The following is a 15,242-nucleotide window of genomic DNA, read 5'->3' on the forward strand; positions in this document are numbered from 1 at the left end:
AATCGTGACAGACGTCAAAGCTAATGCGGTTTGGGCCTAAAAGCAAAAGATCGCAGCCTGCGGCAGCTCCTACAGGTGAACATCAATTCCATGTAGGAGCTGCCGAAGGCTGCGATCTTTTGATCTTGCTTGGAAAAACTACTTCTCGAACCCGCTGGAAGGAAACACATCACTGCCGCGCCAACGCCGCACCGAACGCTGGAAGAACAGGCTGTTCGGCACTTGCACCATGGCGCTGCCAGTCCCCAGTTCCTCAGCTTCGATCAACGTGGTGTAGAGCAGATTGATCGCCACCACCCGGCCTTTGACACCCGGCTTGTCGGTAGTGTCTACCAGCTCGACCACATCGCCGAGGCGGAACGGGCCGACGGTGAAGATCAGAATCGCGCAAAGCAGGTTCGACAGCACACTCCACATCGCGAAGAACGCCACCGCCGCCACCGCGACGAAACCCGACAGCGCCGTCCACAACACCGTGGCCGACACCCCGAGCCGCTCCAGCACAAAGATCAGCGCACTGCCCATGATCAGCCAGCGCAGACCGCCACGCAGCGGCATCAGCAACTGCGGCGGAAACGGGTAGCGCTCACCCAGACGGGTCAGGCCTTTGGCAACGAAGCGCTGGGTCAGGTAACCGGCCAGCAGGATCAGCAGAATCTGCACGCCGAGCCAGATCGGCTCGACCCACATCGCCGGCAGCGGCAGCTTGAACGCTTCCATCAGGACAGCGCCTCCAGCTCCGCCTGCATGCTTTCCAGCGTCTCGAGCGCTTCCATCCACGCCTCTTCAAGCTCGCCTTCGCGCACTTTCAATTTGGCTTGCTCGGCCAGCAGATCACGCAATTCGTTCTTGCGCGCCGGCTCGTAGATGTCGCTGTCGCCGAGGCTGGCATCGACCTTGGCGAGTTTCTCGTGGAGCTTGCCCAGTTCAGCTTCAAGCTTGTCGGCTTCACGCTTGTGCGGTGCCAGTTGCTGACGCAACGCAGCGGCGGCCTGGCGCTGGGCCTTCTTGTCGGTCTTGTCCGGATTGACCGGAGTGTTGCTGACCGGCGCATTGCGCTGACGATATTCCACCAGCCAGCGCGCGTAGTCTTCGAGGTCGCCATCGAACTCTTCGACCTTGCCGTCAGCGACCAGGTAGAAGTTGTCGGTGGTGCTCTTGAGCAAGTGCCGATCGTGAGACACCACCAATACCGCGCCGCTGAATTCCTGCAGCGCCATGGTCAGCGCCAGGCGCATTTCCAGGTCGAGGTGGTTGGTCGGTTCGTCGAGCAGCAACAGGTTCGGTCGTTCCCAGGCGATCAATGCCAGCGCCAGACGGGCCTTCTCGCCACCGGAAAAATTCAGCACCGGCTCGTCGATGCGTGCGCCGCGGAAATCGAAACCGCCGAGGAAGTCGCGCAGGGTCTGCTCGCGTTCGGTCGGCGCCAGACGCTGCAAATGCAGCAGCGGGCTGGCCTTGGCATCCAGCGAGTCGAGCTGATGCTGAGCGAAATAGCCGACCACGGTGTTCTCGCCACGGGTCAGACGCCCGGCCAGCGGTTCAAGCTCGCCGGCGAGGTTCTTGATCAGGGTCGATTTACCGGCACCGTTCGGCCCGAGCAGACCGATCCGCGCCCCCGGGGTCAGTTGCAGCTTGACCTTCTCCAGGATGGTTTTGTCGCCGTAACCCAGACGCGCATCGGACAGGTCGATCAGCGGGCTGGAGATCTTGGTCGACTCGCGGAACACGAAGTCGAACGGCGAGTCGACGTGGGCCGCCGAGAGCTCTTCCATGCGTTCCAGGGCCTTGATCCGGCTCTGCGCCTGACGGGCCTTGGTGGCCTGGGCCTTGAAGCGGGCGATGTAGCTTTCCATGTGCGCACGTTGCGCCTGCTGCTTCTCGTAGGCCTGTTGCTGCTGGGCCAGACGTTCGGCACGGGCACGTTCGAACGCGGTGTAGCCGCCACGGTACAGGGTCAGTTTGCGCTGATCGACATGAGCCACGTGGTCGACCACTTCATCAAGGAAGTCGCGGTCGTGGGAAATCAGCAGCAAGGTGCCCGGGTAGCTTTTCAGCCACTCTTCGAGCCAGATGATCGCGTCGAGATCCAGGTGGTTGGTCGGTTCGTCGAGCAGCAACAGGTCCGACGGACACATCAAGGCCTGCGCCAGGTTCAGGCGCATCCGCCAGCCGCCGGAGAAATCTCCTACCTGACGATCCATCTGCTCGTTGGTGAACCCGAGGCCGGCCAACAGTTTGCGGGCGCGGGCATCGGCGGTATAGCCGTCGGCGCTGTCGAGTTCGGCGTGCAGACGGGCCAGAGCCGTGCCATCGTGGGCTGCTTCGGCCACGGCGAGGTCACGTTGCACCTCGCGTAGACGCAGGTCACCATCGAGCACATAGTCGACCGCCAGGCGCTCGAGGGTGTCGACCTCCTGGCGCATGTGCGCGATCCGCCAGTCGGCCGGCAGCAGGCAATCGCCCGAGTCCGGGTGCAACTCGCCGCGCAGCAAGGCGAACAGGCTGGATTTGCCGGCGCCGTTGGCACCGATGAGGCCGGCTTTGTGGCCGGCGTGCAGGGTCAGCTCGGCGTCTTCTAGCAGACGTTGCGGGCCACGCTGTAAAGTCAGGTTCTGAAGTCGGATCATAATGGCGGCGGAGTCTACCAGCTTCGCTCACAACTGGCGCGAGTAGCACGATGTCCTCTGACCTGTGGAGCTTTTCCCTTGCCACCTACGCCCGACCGGGCGTGGAACCTGCCTGCCTGCAACTGCAAGCGGCGGGGGCCAATGTCTGCCTGCTGCTCTGTGGTCTGTGGCTTGAGCAACACGGCACGGCCTGTGACGAACAGCGCGTAGAGCAGCTGAAAGAGCTGGTGGGACCTTGGGATCGGGAGGTGGTGCAGCCACTGCGTGCATTACGCACTCAATGGAAAACCCTGGCCGAGGACGATCCGGTACTCAAGGGTCTGCGAGAACAAATGAAAGCGCTGGAGCTGGAAGCCGAACGGCACCTGCTGTGGCAACTGGAACAGGTTGCGCAGGACTGGCCACACGATGACGCCTCAGCGTCGGGGCAGTGGCTGGAGAGTCTGGCGGGATCGACCGCCAGCCCGAACCGCGACGCGCTGCAAGTGCTGCGCGTCGCGGCAACCGGCACTTAGGAAGCGCTGGTCGGGTTGCTGCTGACGCTCGACGCAGCGGCTGGCGTTGGCGCAGTCGTGGTGGTCGAGGTAGAAGCGGCTGGAGCAGGTGCAGCGGCCGGCGCCGGAGCGGCTGGCTTGGCAGCCGGTGCAGTCGCCGGTTTGGCGGCAGCGGGTTTGGCAACGGCCGGTTTTTTCGCGGCAGGTTTTGCTGCTGGCTTGGCGGCTGGTTTAGCGGCCGGCTTTGCGGCTACTGGTTTGGCAGCAGGCTTGGCCGCAGCAGTTGCAGGTTTTGCTGCTGCAGGTTTGCTAGCTGGTTTGGCAGCGGTTTTAGCGGCAGGCTTGGCCGCTGGTTTGGCAGCAACCTTGGCAGCAGGTTTTGTCGCGACCGGTTTGGCCGCAGTCTTGCTTGCCGGTTTGGCAGCGGCGGTTTTCGCGGCAGGTTTGACAGCCGGTTTTACCGCGACTTTGGCAGCCGGTTTAGCGGCAGCGGTTTTTGCCGGAGCGACTTTGCGCGCAGCAGGTTTTGCTGCTGGCTTGGCAACCGGTTTTGCCGCTGCAGGTTTGGCAGCGGCAGTACGTGCGGCCGGTTTCGCAGCGCTCGCCGCAGCCGGTTTTTTCACGGCGGTTTTTGCAGCAGGTTTGGCGGCTGTTTTAGCCGGTGCCTTGGCTGCTGGTTTTGCCGCTGGTTTGGCTGCTGCGGTTTTCGCCGGGGCTTTTGCCGCCGCTGGTTTGGCAGCGCGGGAAGACAACGCCTTGCCGGCGGCCTCTTGCACGCGACCGACACCCTGGGCCAGTTTCAGGCTTTCCTGGGCGTCGCGCTTGAGTTGCAGAATGTAGCCGCGAGTGTCGGACTGACGATCCTTCAGCGCATCGAGCAGGTCTTCGAGTTCTTTGACGGCAGCCTTGGCCTTGTTCTGTGCCTTGGCTTTACCGGCAGCAGCTGCGTCCTGCAATTTGGTGCGGGATTTGTGCAGTTTTTCTTGCGCCTTGCCGCGCTGCTTTTCCAGTTTGGCGAGCAGTTTTTCAGCATCAGCCAAGGCTTGGGAGCAAGCGTTTTCCAAATGCTCGAGCAGGCTGCCCGAGAGTTGTTGGAGTAAGTGCAACGGAGTGTTTACAGGCTTCTTGGTGGCCGACATGGTTTACCTCCTGGCTGACGTGAGTGCGGCTCATACTAGACCTCTGCAGTTACCGCCGCTAGGTCATCTTGACAGTAACGAAACCGTTGCGTTGCAACGAAGCGAAAATGTTCTGCACAAAGACAAAAGCAGTTCACCGTTGCAGACCTTCGCGCTGGCATAATCGCCCGCACCTCAGGATGGAGAGTGCCCATGTCGCGCTACCTTTTTTTATCCCTCTGGATGATTTTTTCCGTGGCCCACGCCGACGAGAAAACCACCGCGAACGATGCTCACGATCTGGCCTATAGCCTCGGCGCCAGCCTCGGTGAACGCTTGCGCCAAGAGGTACCGCAATTGCAGATTCAGGCACTGGTCGACGGTTTGCAGCAGGCCTATCAAGGCAAGCCGCTGGCACTGAGCGAAGCACGGATCGAGCAGATCCTCGCCGATCATGAATCGCAGAACGCCGAACACTCATCGCTGCCGTCGAGTGATGCCGCGATGGAAAACGAACAGCGTTTTCTCACCGCCGAAAAAGCCAGGCCTGGCGTAAAGGAACTGGCCGACGGCATCCTGCTGACCGAGCTGACCCCGGGCACCGGTGCCAAGGCCGGCCCGGACGGGAAAGTCCAGGTGCTGTATGTCGGTCGCCTGCCGGATGGCACGGTGTTCGACCAGAACACTCAGCCGCAATGGTTCAGCCTCGACAGCGTGATAGCCGGCTGGCGTTCCGCGCTGCAGAACATGCCGGTGGGTGCCAAGTGGCGACTGGTGATTCCGTCGGATCAGGCCTATGGCGCCGACGGTGCGGGCGATCTGATCGCGCCGTTCACACCGTTGGTGTTTGAAGTCGAATTGCGCGGTGCAACGAGCTGACCGACGCCGATTCGCCGGCATAAAAAAACGCGGTGCGCTTTCGGCGCATCGCGTTTTTTTGTGCCTGAGAAAACCAATCAGGCCTGAGCGGTATCTTCTTCCTTGTGTGCCGTGTGCAGCACTTCGATCAGGCAGTCTTCCAGTTCGAAGCGTTCGTGCAGCAGGCCACCCAGCTCCTTGAATTTCTCGGCGACGCATTTGCCTGCATCGCAAAGGTCGTTGAACGCGAGGAGTTTTTCGGTGATGACGTCGATACGCGGGTAAAGGGTTTCGGCGAGCTCCAGACCACGCTTGTCGTTGAAGGCCTTGGCTTCACCGGTCAGCTGTTCGTAGATCTCGAAGTGCCCGGCCGAAACGTAATCGACCAGCACACCGCAGAATTCCTGCAGAGGCTTGCGGCTCTCGGAGAGCGACTCAGGCTGTGCACCGAGCTTGTCGTAGGCACCGATCAGTTCTTCACGCTCTTGCAACCAGCGGTCGATCAGCAGATGAACTCCACCCCAGCGTTCCTGAGCATTCTGACAACTTTCGAGCATGGCGATCTCTCTTCCCTTGTGGGTCATGCTGCTCTACACCCGCGCCCCTCTTCTGGCTTTTATCGCTTGGGGGCGGACCGGGCAGAGCGTCATCGAGCAACATAAATCCAATGACACGTGCGGGCCAGATTATGCCCGCACGCCTATGGCTTCAAGGTACGCAGGAGATAAAGTTCATACAAGTGTTTAATCCCCGACCAGCGCCCGGTGCGACGCTTCGCCGCTGAGCGGTCGTTGCAGAGCGCTCCAGACCAGACGCAGCAATTGGTACACCGCAAGGATCGACATCGCCACAAAGAACAGCAGACTCCATTCCGGGATGCTCAAATCCAACAGCGTCCAGGAAATTTCCGCGCAATCGACACCCCCCTTGAACATCCGCACCGTTGCACACAACCACGGCAGGTTGCTGAACAGCGCTTCGGAATCCGGCGCGCAGCGGGTCATTTGCACCAGCGGATCACTCTGCAACAGCACCTGCCGCCAGGCCGCCGTGGTTCCACCCAGGCTCAGGCCAAGCCCGGTCGCCCAATAGAGCGACAGGCCGACACGCCGTGGGCCATGGATCGCTGCCAGCCCGCAACAGGCCATCAGCAACGCCATGAAGAAGCGTTGCGCCAGGCACAGACTGCAGGGCGTCAGCCCCACCGCATATTCGAGATAATAGGAAGCTCCCAGGGCCAGTGCGCCTGCAGTGAAAGCCGTGAAAAACAAGGAGCGTGAACAGGCCAACGACATGGCTTTTCCGTAACAGTGGAGACAGGCAGTTACGGTAGAGGAAAGCTTGTCAGCCTTTCAAGGCAGGTGCATGGCGACAGTTCATCAGAAGTGTAGGGAAAACCCGACAGGCGCGAGAGGAAAAGGTGTATCGCGCTGTAGGACTTTGCCCAAGACACCTGCCGGAGGTAATTATTCGCTCACTGAACGTTCACGAGGGAGCGTCCTCCCCCGTGATTTCAGGCGTGAACCGGCACCGGCAACGGCGCGGCCAGCAGGCGTTCATCCAGCAGTCCGAGGCCTTCCTGGAACAGCTGGTTACTGCGCTCGGTATCGCCCAGTTGCGCGAGCAGGCGCGCCAGCTCTGCACAGGCTTCCGGGTTACGCTGCACCCGCAGACTGCTTTCCAGATAATCCCGTGCCTTGCCCCACAAGCTGGTTTGCAGACAGAGACGACCGAGGGTCAGCAACAGGCTCGGATCCGCCGGATGGTCCTTGAGCCAGCCTTCAGCGGCCTGCAACTGACGCGCCGGATCGCTGCCGCGCACCAGGCCATACTGACGCGCGAGATGGCTGTCGTACTTGCGCTTGAGGGCGCTGCGCAGGACTTCTTCGGCTTCCACCTGAGCACCCAGCTGACGCAGTTGTTCAGCGTATGCCAGCACCAGCGCCGGCTCCTGACGCTGCGCGGAAGTCAGCTGCTCCCAGGCACGAGTGAGTGACTGCAGACCGACCTTGCCGTCCTCGTCCCGATGCGCCGCCAGGGACAGGTTGTTACCCCAGGCACGTCGTTCCAGTTCAGCCAGTTCGGCCGGCGGCAAAGCCTTGTCCTTGCGCAGCTCCGGCAACAGGCGAATCACCGCCGACCAGTCGCCGCGCTGCTGATGCAGGCGCTGCAACTGTCGCAAGGTCTGCACGTTATGCGGATGCCGCTCGTGCATCGCTTGCAGGGTCACCAGGGCGCCGTCGGTGTCACCACGATCGGTCTGCAACTGCGCATGACTCAAGGCAATCGCCAACTCGGCCTGCGGCTGGCGCTCCAGCGCACGCTCAAGCAACTGATCACATTCCTCATACTTGCCTTGCTCGTTGGCCGCGCGTGCCGCGCCGAGGTAATACAACAGCGGCTGGCGCTCGGCCTCGGCGGCGCGAGACAGGTGACGTTGCGCGCTGGCCCAGCGGCCTTCGGCCAGATCCAGCTGCCCGTGTTCGATGGCCACCTGCACCCGCCGGCTACGGTTGCGTCGCGACCACGGATTGACCACGCCACTGGAGGCCATGACCAGCTCGACCAACGCCTTGATGCCCCAGATCAACAGCCACAACACCGCGATCAGCGCCAGCGCCGCCCACAGACTCGATTCATAGCGAAAGCTCTTGTAGGCAATCAACACGTAACCGGAGTGCTCGGCAATCGCCAGGCCCAGCGCCGCTGTCGCCGCGATCACCAGAAACACGATCACATACAGGCGTTTCATGGCGTGGTCTCCTGCGCGGTGTTGGCGGCAGGTTTGGCGAACGGTTTGACCGACTCTTCAGCGTTGACGTTACGGCGTTCCAGATAAGCCTGCACCGCACTCAGCGTGCCGGTCAGGTCCGGCGTCTTGACGGTGACCGGTTGCTGGCTCAACTCCGCAACCTGTTCGAGCATGATTTTGCTCTGCGGATTATCCGGATTGAAATTGCCCTTGAGGACGTCCCGCGCTTCGGTCATCGCCTGGGTGTAGACCGGCGCCTGGCCATTGAGCGCAGCCCATTGCGCCTGCTCCAGTGCGAGACTCAGGGCCAGACGCACCTGGCTCAGACTTTGCCCGGCCAGCAGTGGCTTCACATTCTTGTCGGCATTGAAATCGATGCGGATGTAACGCGACACCTGATCCCACCACTGCGCCCAGCGACTGGCGCCATCGCCGTCAGCGGTCAGGCCCAGCAGCGACTCGCCGCGATCCTTGTACTCCGGCGCCAGCTCGGTCAGTTCAATGACCTGATCGCGCAAGGCACCAATGCGCAGGAACAGACCGGTGCGATCCGGCTGCTCGGTGCTGCGCAGCGCGACGAGGGTTTTCGCCACTTGCTCGCGGGCGGCGAACGAACCCGGGTCGTTCTGTTCACGCAGAATCTCGTCGGCGCCCTGCACCAGCGCCTGGGCGCTGCTGATGTCCTGCAAGGCCGACAGACGCAGGCTGGCCAGACGCAGCAGGTGCTCGGCCTCGGCCAGACGCCAATCCTTGCGGCTGGCACCGAGGACGGTTTCCAGACGTTGATTGAGGCGCTGCTGATCGCCCTGCAGTTGCGTCACCAGACGCTGGCGCTCGGCGAGTTCATCGGCACCGGGCAGTTGCGCAAGGCGCTCGGTCAGGCGCTGTTCGTTGAGCTTGAGGCTCTGCGCCTGATCGTTCAGTGCCTGCACCTGGCCTGACTGTTGTGCGGTGTTGGTCTGCAGGTGACGTACCTGCCAGACACCCCAGCCACCGATCGCCACGCCGGCAGCGCCGAACAACAGGGCGACAATGGCCAGTCCGTTGCCTCGGCGCGGCTCTTTGGCCGGCGGTGGAGTTTCAACCTGGGCATCAATCACAGGCTGGACATCATCTTTAGGCAAGGCTGTTTCGCTCACGTATCCATCCTTTGCATTAGAGAACGGGCACGGGATGCTCCCGTAACGCCGTCAGCAAAGCCGCGGCACTCGCGCCGCGGCAATCCACAACTGTTCGGGCCCCGGCGGCATGTGCCAGCTCGGCAACCCTTGGGCTTGGCACAAACAACGGCAACTGCGCAATTGAAGGCCAGGCATCGCCGGCCATCTGGCGCAAGTGCTCGAAACCCTGTCCACTGCTGACCACCAGCCCGTTCAAGCGTTCCGCTGCAATGCGCCGCGGCAGCTCTTGCGGCGGATAGGCCGGCAGGTCACGCCGATACAACTCCAGATACTCGACACTAGCACCAAGCGCGCGCAGCCGCTCGGCGAGCAACTCGCGACCACCCTCGCCACGCAGGATCAGCACCTGCGCGCCGGGCCGGGCGACCGCTTCGCGCAGACGCGACAATTGCAGCAGGGCTTCACTGTCATCGCCGTCGGCGGGAAAGTGTACGTCGAGACCGTGATCGCGAAGAATCTGCGCGGTCGCCGCACCGACGCTGAACCACGGCATCGACAACGACTGAAGTCCATGAGCGTCCAGCAGATCAAGCGCAATCCGCGCCGCCGGTTTGCTGACCACGATGACCGCGCTGCAACCCGGGAGCCGCGCCAGCACCTGACGTATCTTGTCAGAGACCGGCAGCGGCGCTATGTCCAGAAGCGGCAGGCAACTGCTGAAAATCCCCTGCCCGGCCAACACCCCGGCCAGCGCCGCGCAGTCATCTGCAGGGCGCGTCAGCAGCAGGCGCCAGCCAGTCACTCGTGACCTGCCTCGCCATACACCGCTTTGAGAATGTCGTCGGCACCCTGACTGAGCAACGCTTCAGCGACCTGCACGCCCAACGCTTCGGCATTGGCACGCGGCGCACGCGCTTCGGCGCTGAGCAGCTTGCCGCCGCTCGGCTCGCCCACCAGACCACGCAACCACAGTTGTTCACCCTCGAGCACGGCGTAGCAGGCGATCGGCACCTGGCAGCCGCCATTCAGGTGTTTGTTGAGGGCACGTTCAGCGGTCACGCGCGAAGCGGTATCGGCGTGATGCAACGGTGCGAGCAAAGCGTGGATTGGCGTGTCGGCGCTACGGCATTCGATACCGACCGCGCCCTGACCACCGGCCGGCAGGCTGTCGTCGACACTGATGGCTGAGGTGATGCGGTCTTCGAAGCCGAGGCGGATCAGGCCGGCTGCCGCGAGGATGATCGCGTCGTACTCGCCAGCATCGAGCTTGGCCAGACGAGTGTTGACGTTGCCACGCAGGAAACGAATCTCGAGATCCGGGCGACGGGTCAGCAGTTGCGCCTGACGCCGCAGGCTGGAGGTACCGACGATGGCGCCGGCAGGCAGCGCATCCAGGCTTTGATAGGTATTGGAAACGAAAGCGTCACGCGGGTCTTCGCGCTCGCAGATGCAGAACAGGCCAAGGCCTTCGGGGAAGTCCATCGGCACGTCTTTCATCGAATGCACGGCGATGTCGGCTTCGTTTTCCAGCAGCGCGGTTTCCAGTTCCTTGACGAACAGGCCCTTGCCGCCGATTTTCGACAGCGGCGAGTCGAGCAGCTTGTCGCCGCGACTGACCATAGGCACCAGCGTCACCAGCAGACCCGGATGGGCCGCTTCCAGACGGGCTTTGACGTATTCGGCCTGCCAGAGGGCCAGCGCACTTTTACGGGTGGCGATGCGGATTTCGCGAGAGGACATGGATCAATCCGTACTGAATAGATACGGCGGATAATAACAGCTCAGCCAAATCCACTTTGACTTGAATCAGAAACGGCGTGGCCTCCCTGGCCTGCAATGCCCGGCAGAAGAAAGTGAAAACGTGCGCGAAGGCCGACTCAGAGGCCCTGCATCATCTTGCGCACACCGGCCACATGCCGGCGGCTGACGATCAGCGCATCACCATTGAGGCCTTTGAGGAACAGCTGGAAATGCCCCAGCGGCGTGCGTTGCAGACGCTCGATGCGGTCGCGGGCGACCAGCGCGTTGCGGTGAATGCGCACGAAACGCTCGCCGAATTCGTCTTCGAGGGCTTTCAGCGGCTCATCCAGAAGTACCTCACCGCTTTCATGGCGCAAGGTCACGTATTTGTGATCGGCAATGAAATAGACCACCTGATCCAGCGGGATCAGCTCGATGCCTTTGCGGGTGCGGGCGCTGATATGACTGCGTGGGCCATTACCGCTCTCGGCGGCGGGACGGGTCAGGGCCGAGAGTTGGGCCCGGCTGGGACGTTCAGCCCGTTTCAGGGCGTCATGCAGATGTTCGGTTCGCACGGGTTTCACCACATAGCCCACGGCGCTGGCCTGCAGGGCTTCCACGGCAAATTCATCGGGGCCGGTGCAAAACACCACGGCCGGCGGCGTTTCGCGTTCGCACAGACGGGCAGCCACCTGCAGGCCATCGAGGCCCGGCATGCGGATATCGATCAGTACGATATCCGGCTTGTGGCTGTCGATCAGCGCCAACGCCTCTTCGCCATTCGTGGCGCTGGGCTCCAGGACTGTATAACCCTCGAGCTCGCTTACCATTCGGCTTAGGCGCTCGCGAGCCAGTGGTTCGTCATCAACGATCAGGACATTCATATTGCGCTGGATTCCTGCGTGAGTCTCGCACAAGGATAGCGTAGACAGGTGAAGTGACATCCGTCACCGCGATCCACGCTAAGACTAGCCCGAGCGCCAAAAAGTGCCGTACGTCGGCCAGCAATATTTGCCAGTGTCCGGGTCGTACCGCTCAAAGCCCGCTGTTTCCTGCGTTTTGCACGGGGTATGCCAAAGGACAATCCACCCACCCCCTCTTCTTATAGTCGGCGTCCGGACCTTTGTGCGATCCGCAATCGCGCCGACCCTTATGTCCAACTGTAGACGCTTGCCGGCCTGATATTGCTCAATCGAAAAATATCCTTGCGCAAATCCTCCGCAGACAGCGCCGACTATGAATGAGCAGATGAGAAAAAAACGTATCGACCGGTGTCAGCGACAGGATTGGCAACCCTGTTATTATCCGCGCCAGCGTTTCACGCCTTCTTTCTTCAAGCCGATACGAGCGAATTCATGAGCACTGACAAGACCAATCAGTCCTGGGGCGGCCGCTTCAGTGAACCCGTCGACGCCTTCGTCGCCCGCTTCACCGCCTCCGTCACCTTCGACCAGCGCCTGTATCGCCACGACATCATGGGCTCGATCGCCCATGCCACCATGCTGGCCAAGGTCGGCGTGCTGACCGATGCCGAGCGCGACAGCATCATCGACGGCCTGAAGACCATTCAGGGCGAAATCGAGGCCGGCCAGTTCGACTGGCGCGTCGACCTCGAAGACGTGCACATGAACATCGAAGCACGCCTGACCGACCGCATCGGCATCACCGGCAAGAAACTGCACACCGGGCGCAGCCGCAACGACCAGGTCGCCACCGACATCCGTCTGTGGCTGCGCGACGAGATCGACCTGATCCTGGCCGAGATCACCCGCCTGCAGAAAGGCCTGCTGGAACAAGCCGAACGTGAAGCGGCGAGCATCATGCCCGGCTTCACTCACCTGCAAACTGCTCAGCCAGTGACCTTCGGGCATCACATGCTGGCCTGGTTCGAAATGCTCAGCCGCGACTACGAGCGTCTGGTCGACTGCCGCAAGCGCACCAACCGCATGCCGCTGGGCAGCGCCGCGCTGGCCGGCACCACCTACCCGATCGACCGCGAATACACCGCGCAGCTGCTGGGCTTCGACGCCGTGGGCGGCAACTCGCTGGACAACGTTTCCGATCGCGATTTCGCCATCGAATTCTGCTCGGCCGCGAGCATCGCGATGATGCACTTGTCGCGTTTCTCCGAAGAGCTGGTGCTGTGGACCAGCGCGCAGTTCCAGTTCATCGATCTGCCGGATCGGTTCTGCACCGGCAGCTCCATCATGCCGCAAAAGAAAAACCCGGACGTGCCGGAGCTGGTACGCGGCAAGACTGGCCGCGTGTTCGGCGCACTGATGGGCCTGCTGACCCTGATGAAAGGCCAGCCACTGGCCTACAACAAGGACAACCAGGAAGACAAGGAACCGCTGTTCGACGCCGCCGACACCCTGCGCGATTCGCTGCGCGCCTTTGCCGACATGATCCCGGCGATCAAGCCGAAGCACGCGATCATGCGTGAGGCAGCCCTGCGCGGGTTCTCCACCGCGACCGATCTGGCGGACTACCTTGTACGCCGTGGCCTGCCGTTCCGTGACTGCCACGAAATCGTCGGTCACGCGGTGAAGTACGGCGTGGATACCGGCAAGGATCTGGCCGAAATGAGCCTGGAAGAACTGCGCCAGTTCAGCGACCAGATCGAGCAGGATGTGTTCGCCGTGCTGACTCTGGAAGGCTCGGTGAATGCCCGTGACCACATTGGCGGGACTGCGCCGGCACAGGTCAAGGCAGCGGTGGTTCGTGGCCAGGCCCTCATCGCCAGCCGCTAAAGGTCAAAAGCTTCGCGAGCAGGCTCGCTCCCACATTTGGATTTTTGTTAAACACAAAATTCGTGGCCGACAAAAATCCCCTGTGGGAGCGAGCCTGCTCGCGAAGGCTTCTTTCAGAGCGCTATAAAATTCACTTTTTGGCAGCGATCATCGCCAAAAACGCCGGCATCGCTACCTCTTTGTCCGCAGCAATCTTCTGCACATGCGGATTCTGCTCAAGCCGCTCCAGCAGCGCCTTGGCTTTCGGCATCTCCGCCAGCAAATCGATCCCGAACAGCTTCTGCCCGACCGCACAGGCCAGCGGCACGCTGTACAGGAAGTACAGATCCGCGATGCTCAGGCTGTCGCCCGCCACGTACGGGGCGAATTTGCCGTGTCGACCCAGCGCCGCGAAACCCAGCAGCAACTCGGCTTTGGTTTTCTCCTTGATCGCCTCCGGCACCGGCGAGCCGAAGAACGCCTCGCCATAACAGGCGCGCCCCGGCAGCTCGATGTACAACTCGATTTCCTTGGCAATCGCCAATACCTGCGCACGCTCGAAGGGATCGCTCGGCAGCAGCGGCGTGCCTTGCTGGGTCTGCTCGAGGTATTCGAGGATGATCGCGGTTTCGTTGATGAAACCCGCTTCGACGCCCAGCACCGGTACTTTGCCGCGCGGGCTGATCGCCAGCGATTGCGGGGTCTGCGTCGGATAGAACGTCACCTCTTCGAACGCCAGACCTTTTTCCAGCAGCGCCAGCTTGACCATGTTGTAGTAGTTGCTGACAGCGAATCCGTAGAGCTTGAACATCACATAGCCTCCAGGCCGTGCGGGGTGGGCAGTCACTGTTTATAGATCGCCGGACTCGATCCTGCCAGCAGCATCACGCCGCTGAATGCGGGTAAACTGGCGCCTTTCCTTGAGGAGCCTGCCATGAGCGAGCCGACAGACATCGACAACGACGAAGAAGAGTTCACCGAGGCGACGTTGATCGAAGCCATCGAGAACCAGATCGAAAGCGACAACCCGCCAGCGGCCAAGGCGACCTTCAACAAGCTGACCCTGGTGGGTGTCGAGCGTGAAGAGATCCTCAACCTGATGGCGCACGTGCTGGCCTACGAGATTGACGCCATGCTCGATGAAGACCGCGCGTTCGATACCGAGTGGTATGAAACCGCGCTGCGTAATTTGCCCGATCTGCCACCCGAAAAACAGTAAGCCAAACACATCCCCCTGTGGGAGCGAGCCTGCTCGCGAATGCCGTGTATCAGCAAAAACAACGCTATATGACACACCGCTTTCGCGAGCAGGCTCGCTCCCACACAATTTGTCACCCATCCATCCAGCCATCTCTCCGGCCCCGGCTACACTGGAATCCGCCTCAAGACAAAATCCCTGATCTGAGCACTGGACATGCCGCAAAAGCGGGTTCACCTTAGGGACGCTGTCGTCCAATTCCTAGAAAGTCTGGAGTCCTTATGTCGCTTACCCCTGAGTTGGTTGCCGAACTGGAAGTCCTCGCACTCTTCAACCTGGACAGTTCCCAGGAAGGTTTGAAAATTCATCAGACCGCTGCCCCGAAACATATCGCCGCCGCCAAACGCCTCTTCGAGAAAGAACTCACCGACCAGCCCGATGGCGGGTATCTGACCAGCCTGGGTCGCGATGCCGCGCAAAGTGTGCAAACCGTACTGACCATTCTGAGAGAGCAGGAAACCGCCTGATTTTTCCCGTCTTTGCCCACGGGAACTCCTGCCACGGGATTTCCGCGGGCCCGCCTGACGCTCCCCGCTAAAAAT

Annotated in this window: 16 protein-coding genes; 5 read left to right on the forward strand and 11 right to left on the reverse strand. The window is 61.6% G+C overall.

The window, feature by feature from the left end; translation table 11 throughout:
• Positions 1–138: 138 nt before the first annotated feature.
• Together BW33_RS01825 and BW33_RS01830 are read right to left on the reverse strand one after the other, a co-directional pair.
• A complete protein-coding gene (locus BW33_RS01825; RefSeq protein ID WP_047596712.1) occupies positions 139–720 on the reverse strand; it encodes a mechanosensitive ion channel family protein in 582 nt (193 codons plus the stop codon).
• Positions 720–2,630: an ATP-binding cassette domain-containing protein gene (locus BW33_RS01830; RefSeq protein ID WP_047596713.1), complete on the reverse strand. Its 1,911-nt coding sequence runs from the start codon at positions 2,628–2,630 to the stop codon at positions 720–722. Before BW33_RS01830 ends, BW33_RS01825 begins: the two co-directional genes overlap by 1 nt.
• 50 nt (positions 2,631–2,680) lie before the next feature.
• Between BW33_RS01830 and BW33_RS01835 the strand changes: the two genes are divergently transcribed.
• Positions 2,681–3,145, forward strand: coding sequence for a TIGR02444 family protein (locus BW33_RS01835; protein WP_047596714.1), 465 nt, complete (start codon positions 2,681–2,683; stop codon positions 3,143–3,145).
• Here BW33_RS01835 and BW33_RS01840 read toward each other — a convergent pair.
• On the reverse strand, positions 3,142–4,263 hold the full coding sequence (locus BW33_RS01840; protein ID WP_047596715.1) for an AlgP family protein: 1,122 nt from the start codon (positions 4,261–4,263) through the stop codon (positions 3,142–3,144). The genes BW33_RS01835 and BW33_RS01840 overlap by 4 nt on opposite strands.
• A gap of 192 nt (positions 4,264–4,455) precedes the next feature.
• Between BW33_RS01840 and BW33_RS01845 the strand changes: the two genes are divergently transcribed.
• Positions 4,456–5,121, forward strand: a complete 666-nt coding sequence (locus BW33_RS01845) for an FKBP-type peptidyl-prolyl cis-trans isomerase (RefSeq protein WP_047596716.1) — start codon at positions 4,456–4,458, stop codon at positions 5,119–5,121.
• Positions 5,122–5,198: 77 nt separating this feature from the next.
• Here BW33_RS01845 and BW33_RS01850 read toward each other — a convergent pair whose 3' ends face one another.
• The 7 genes from BW33_RS01850 to BW33_RS01880 form a co-directional block, all read right to left on the reverse strand.
• Positions 5,199–5,657: an Rsd/AlgQ family anti-sigma factor gene (locus tag BW33_RS01850; protein WP_047596718.1), complete on the reverse strand. Its 459-nt coding sequence runs from the start codon at positions 5,655–5,657 to the stop codon at positions 5,199–5,201.
• A 186-nt stretch (positions 5,658–5,843) separates the two neighbouring features.
• Complete coding sequence (locus tag BW33_RS01855) at positions 5,844–6,395, reverse strand: disulfide bond formation protein B (RefSeq protein ID WP_047596719.1); 552 nt, start codon at positions 6,393–6,395, stop codon at positions 5,844–5,846.
• 218 nt (positions 6,396–6,613) lie between these two features.
• Positions 6,614–7,852: a heme biosynthesis protein HemY gene (locus tag BW33_RS01860; protein ID WP_047596720.1), complete on the reverse strand. Its 1,239-nt coding sequence runs from the start codon at positions 7,850–7,852 to the stop codon at positions 6,614–6,616.
• Positions 7,849–8,991 carry a uroporphyrinogen-III C-methyltransferase gene (locus tag BW33_RS01865; protein ID WP_047596721.1) on the reverse strand — a complete coding sequence of 381 codons (1,143 nt, stop codon included), beginning with the start codon at positions 8,989–8,991 and terminating at the stop codon, positions 7,849–7,851. The genes BW33_RS01860 and BW33_RS01865 overlap by 4 nt, the downstream gene beginning before the upstream one ends.
• Positions 8,992–9,007: 16 nt before the next feature.
• Positions 9,008–9,775 (reverse strand): uroporphyrinogen-III synthase, encoded by a 768-nt coding sequence (locus BW33_RS01870; RefSeq protein ID WP_047596722.1) that lies wholly within the window; start codon positions 9,773–9,775, stop codon positions 9,008–9,010.
• On the reverse strand, positions 9,772–10,713 hold the full coding sequence (gene hemC, locus BW33_RS01875; protein ID WP_047596723.1) for a hydroxymethylbilane synthase: 942 nt from the start codon (positions 10,711–10,713) through the stop codon (positions 9,772–9,774). Before hemC ends, BW33_RS01870 begins: the two co-directional genes overlap by 4 nt.
• Before the next feature lie 137 nt (positions 10,714–10,850).
• Complete coding sequence (locus tag BW33_RS01880; protein ID WP_047596724.1) at positions 10,851–11,597, reverse strand: LytR/AlgR family response regulator transcription factor; 747 nt, start codon at positions 11,595–11,597, stop codon at positions 10,851–10,853.
• 471 nt (positions 11,598–12,068) lie between these two features.
• Here BW33_RS01880 and argH point away from each other — a divergent pair, with 471 nt between their 5' ends.
• Positions 12,069–13,463 carry an argininosuccinate lyase gene (gene argH / locus BW33_RS01885; RefSeq protein WP_027610449.1) on the forward strand — a complete coding sequence of 465 codons (1,395 nt, stop codon included), beginning with the start codon at positions 12,069–12,071 and terminating at the stop codon, positions 13,461–13,463.
• Positions 13,464–13,593: 130 nt separating this feature from the next.
• Here argH and BW33_RS01890 read toward each other — a convergent pair whose 3' ends face one another.
• A complete protein-coding gene (locus tag BW33_RS01890) occupies positions 13,594–14,253 on the reverse strand; it encodes a glutathione S-transferase family protein (RefSeq protein WP_047596726.1) in 660 nt (219 codons plus the stop codon).
• A gap of 123 nt (positions 14,254–14,376) precedes the next feature.
• On the opposite strand from BW33_RS01890, the gene BW33_RS01895 reads away from it, so the two are divergent.
• Both BW33_RS01895 and BW33_RS01900 read left to right on the forward strand, forming a co-directional pair.
• A complete protein-coding gene (locus BW33_RS01895; RefSeq protein WP_047596727.1) occupies positions 14,377–14,661 on the forward strand; it encodes a hypothetical protein in 285 nt (94 codons plus the stop codon).
• Positions 14,662–14,921: 260 nt separating this feature from the next.
• Positions 14,922–15,167, forward strand: coding sequence for a TIGR02647 family protein (locus BW33_RS01900; RefSeq protein WP_047596728.1), 246 nt, complete (start codon positions 14,922–14,924; stop codon positions 15,165–15,167).
• Positions 15,168–15,242 lie beyond the last annotated feature (75 nt).

This window comes from Pseudomonas sp. RIT288 (genome assembly GCF_000631985.1).
Classification (GTDB): domain Bacteria; phylum Pseudomonadota; class Gammaproteobacteria; order Pseudomonadales; family Pseudomonadaceae; genus Aquipseudomonas.

Coding starts and splice junctions, on each gene's coding strand:
- BW33_RS01850 (WP_047596718.1), bottom strand. CDS start 5,657: ATGCTCGAAAGTTGTCAGAATGCTCAGGAACGCTGGGGTGGAGTTCAT.
- BW33_RS01890 (WP_047596726.1), bottom strand. CDS start 14,253: ATGTTCAAGCTCTACGGATTCGCTGTCAGCAACTACTACAACATGGTC.
- argH (WP_027610449.1), top strand. CDS start 12,069: ATGAGCACTGACAAGACCAATCAGTCCTGGGGCGGCCGCTTCAGTGAA.
- BW33_RS01835 (WP_047596714.1), top strand. CDS start 2,681: ATGTCCTCTGACCTGTGGAGCTTTTCCCTTGCCACCTACGCCCGACCG.
- hemC (WP_047596723.1), bottom strand. CDS start 10,713: ATGTCCTCTCGCGAAATCCGCATCGCCACCCGTAAAAGTGCGCTGGCC.
- BW33_RS01845 (WP_047596716.1), top strand. CDS start 4,456: ATGTCGCGCTACCTTTTTTTATCCCTCTGGATGATTTTTTCCGTGGCC.
- BW33_RS01900 (WP_047596728.1), top strand. CDS start 14,922: ATGTCGCTTACCCCTGAGTTGGTTGCCGAACTGGAAGTCCTCGCACTC.
- BW33_RS01860 (WP_047596720.1), bottom strand. CDS start 7,852: ATGAAACGCCTGTATGTGATCGTGTTTCTGGTGATCGCGGCGACAGCG.
- BW33_RS01855 (WP_047596719.1), bottom strand. CDS start 6,395: ATGTCGTTGGCCTGTTCACGCTCCTTGTTTTTCACGGCTTTCACTGCA.
- BW33_RS01840 (WP_047596715.1), bottom strand. CDS start 4,263: ATGTCGGCCACCAAGAAGCCTGTAAACACTCCGTTGCACTTACTCCAA.
- BW33_RS01830 (WP_047596713.1), bottom strand. CDS start 2,630: ATGATCCGACTTCAGAACCTGACTTTACAGCGTGGCCCGCAACGTCTG.
- BW33_RS01895 (WP_047596727.1), top strand. CDS start 14,377: ATGAGCGAGCCGACAGACATCGACAACGACGAAGAAGAGTTCACCGAG.
- BW33_RS01880 (WP_047596724.1), bottom strand. CDS start 11,597: ATGAATGTCCTGATCGTTGATGACGAACCACTGGCTCGCGAGCGCCTA.
- BW33_RS01825 (WP_047596712.1), bottom strand. CDS start 720: ATGGAAGCGTTCAAGCTGCCGCTGCCGGCGATGTGGGTCGAGCCGATC.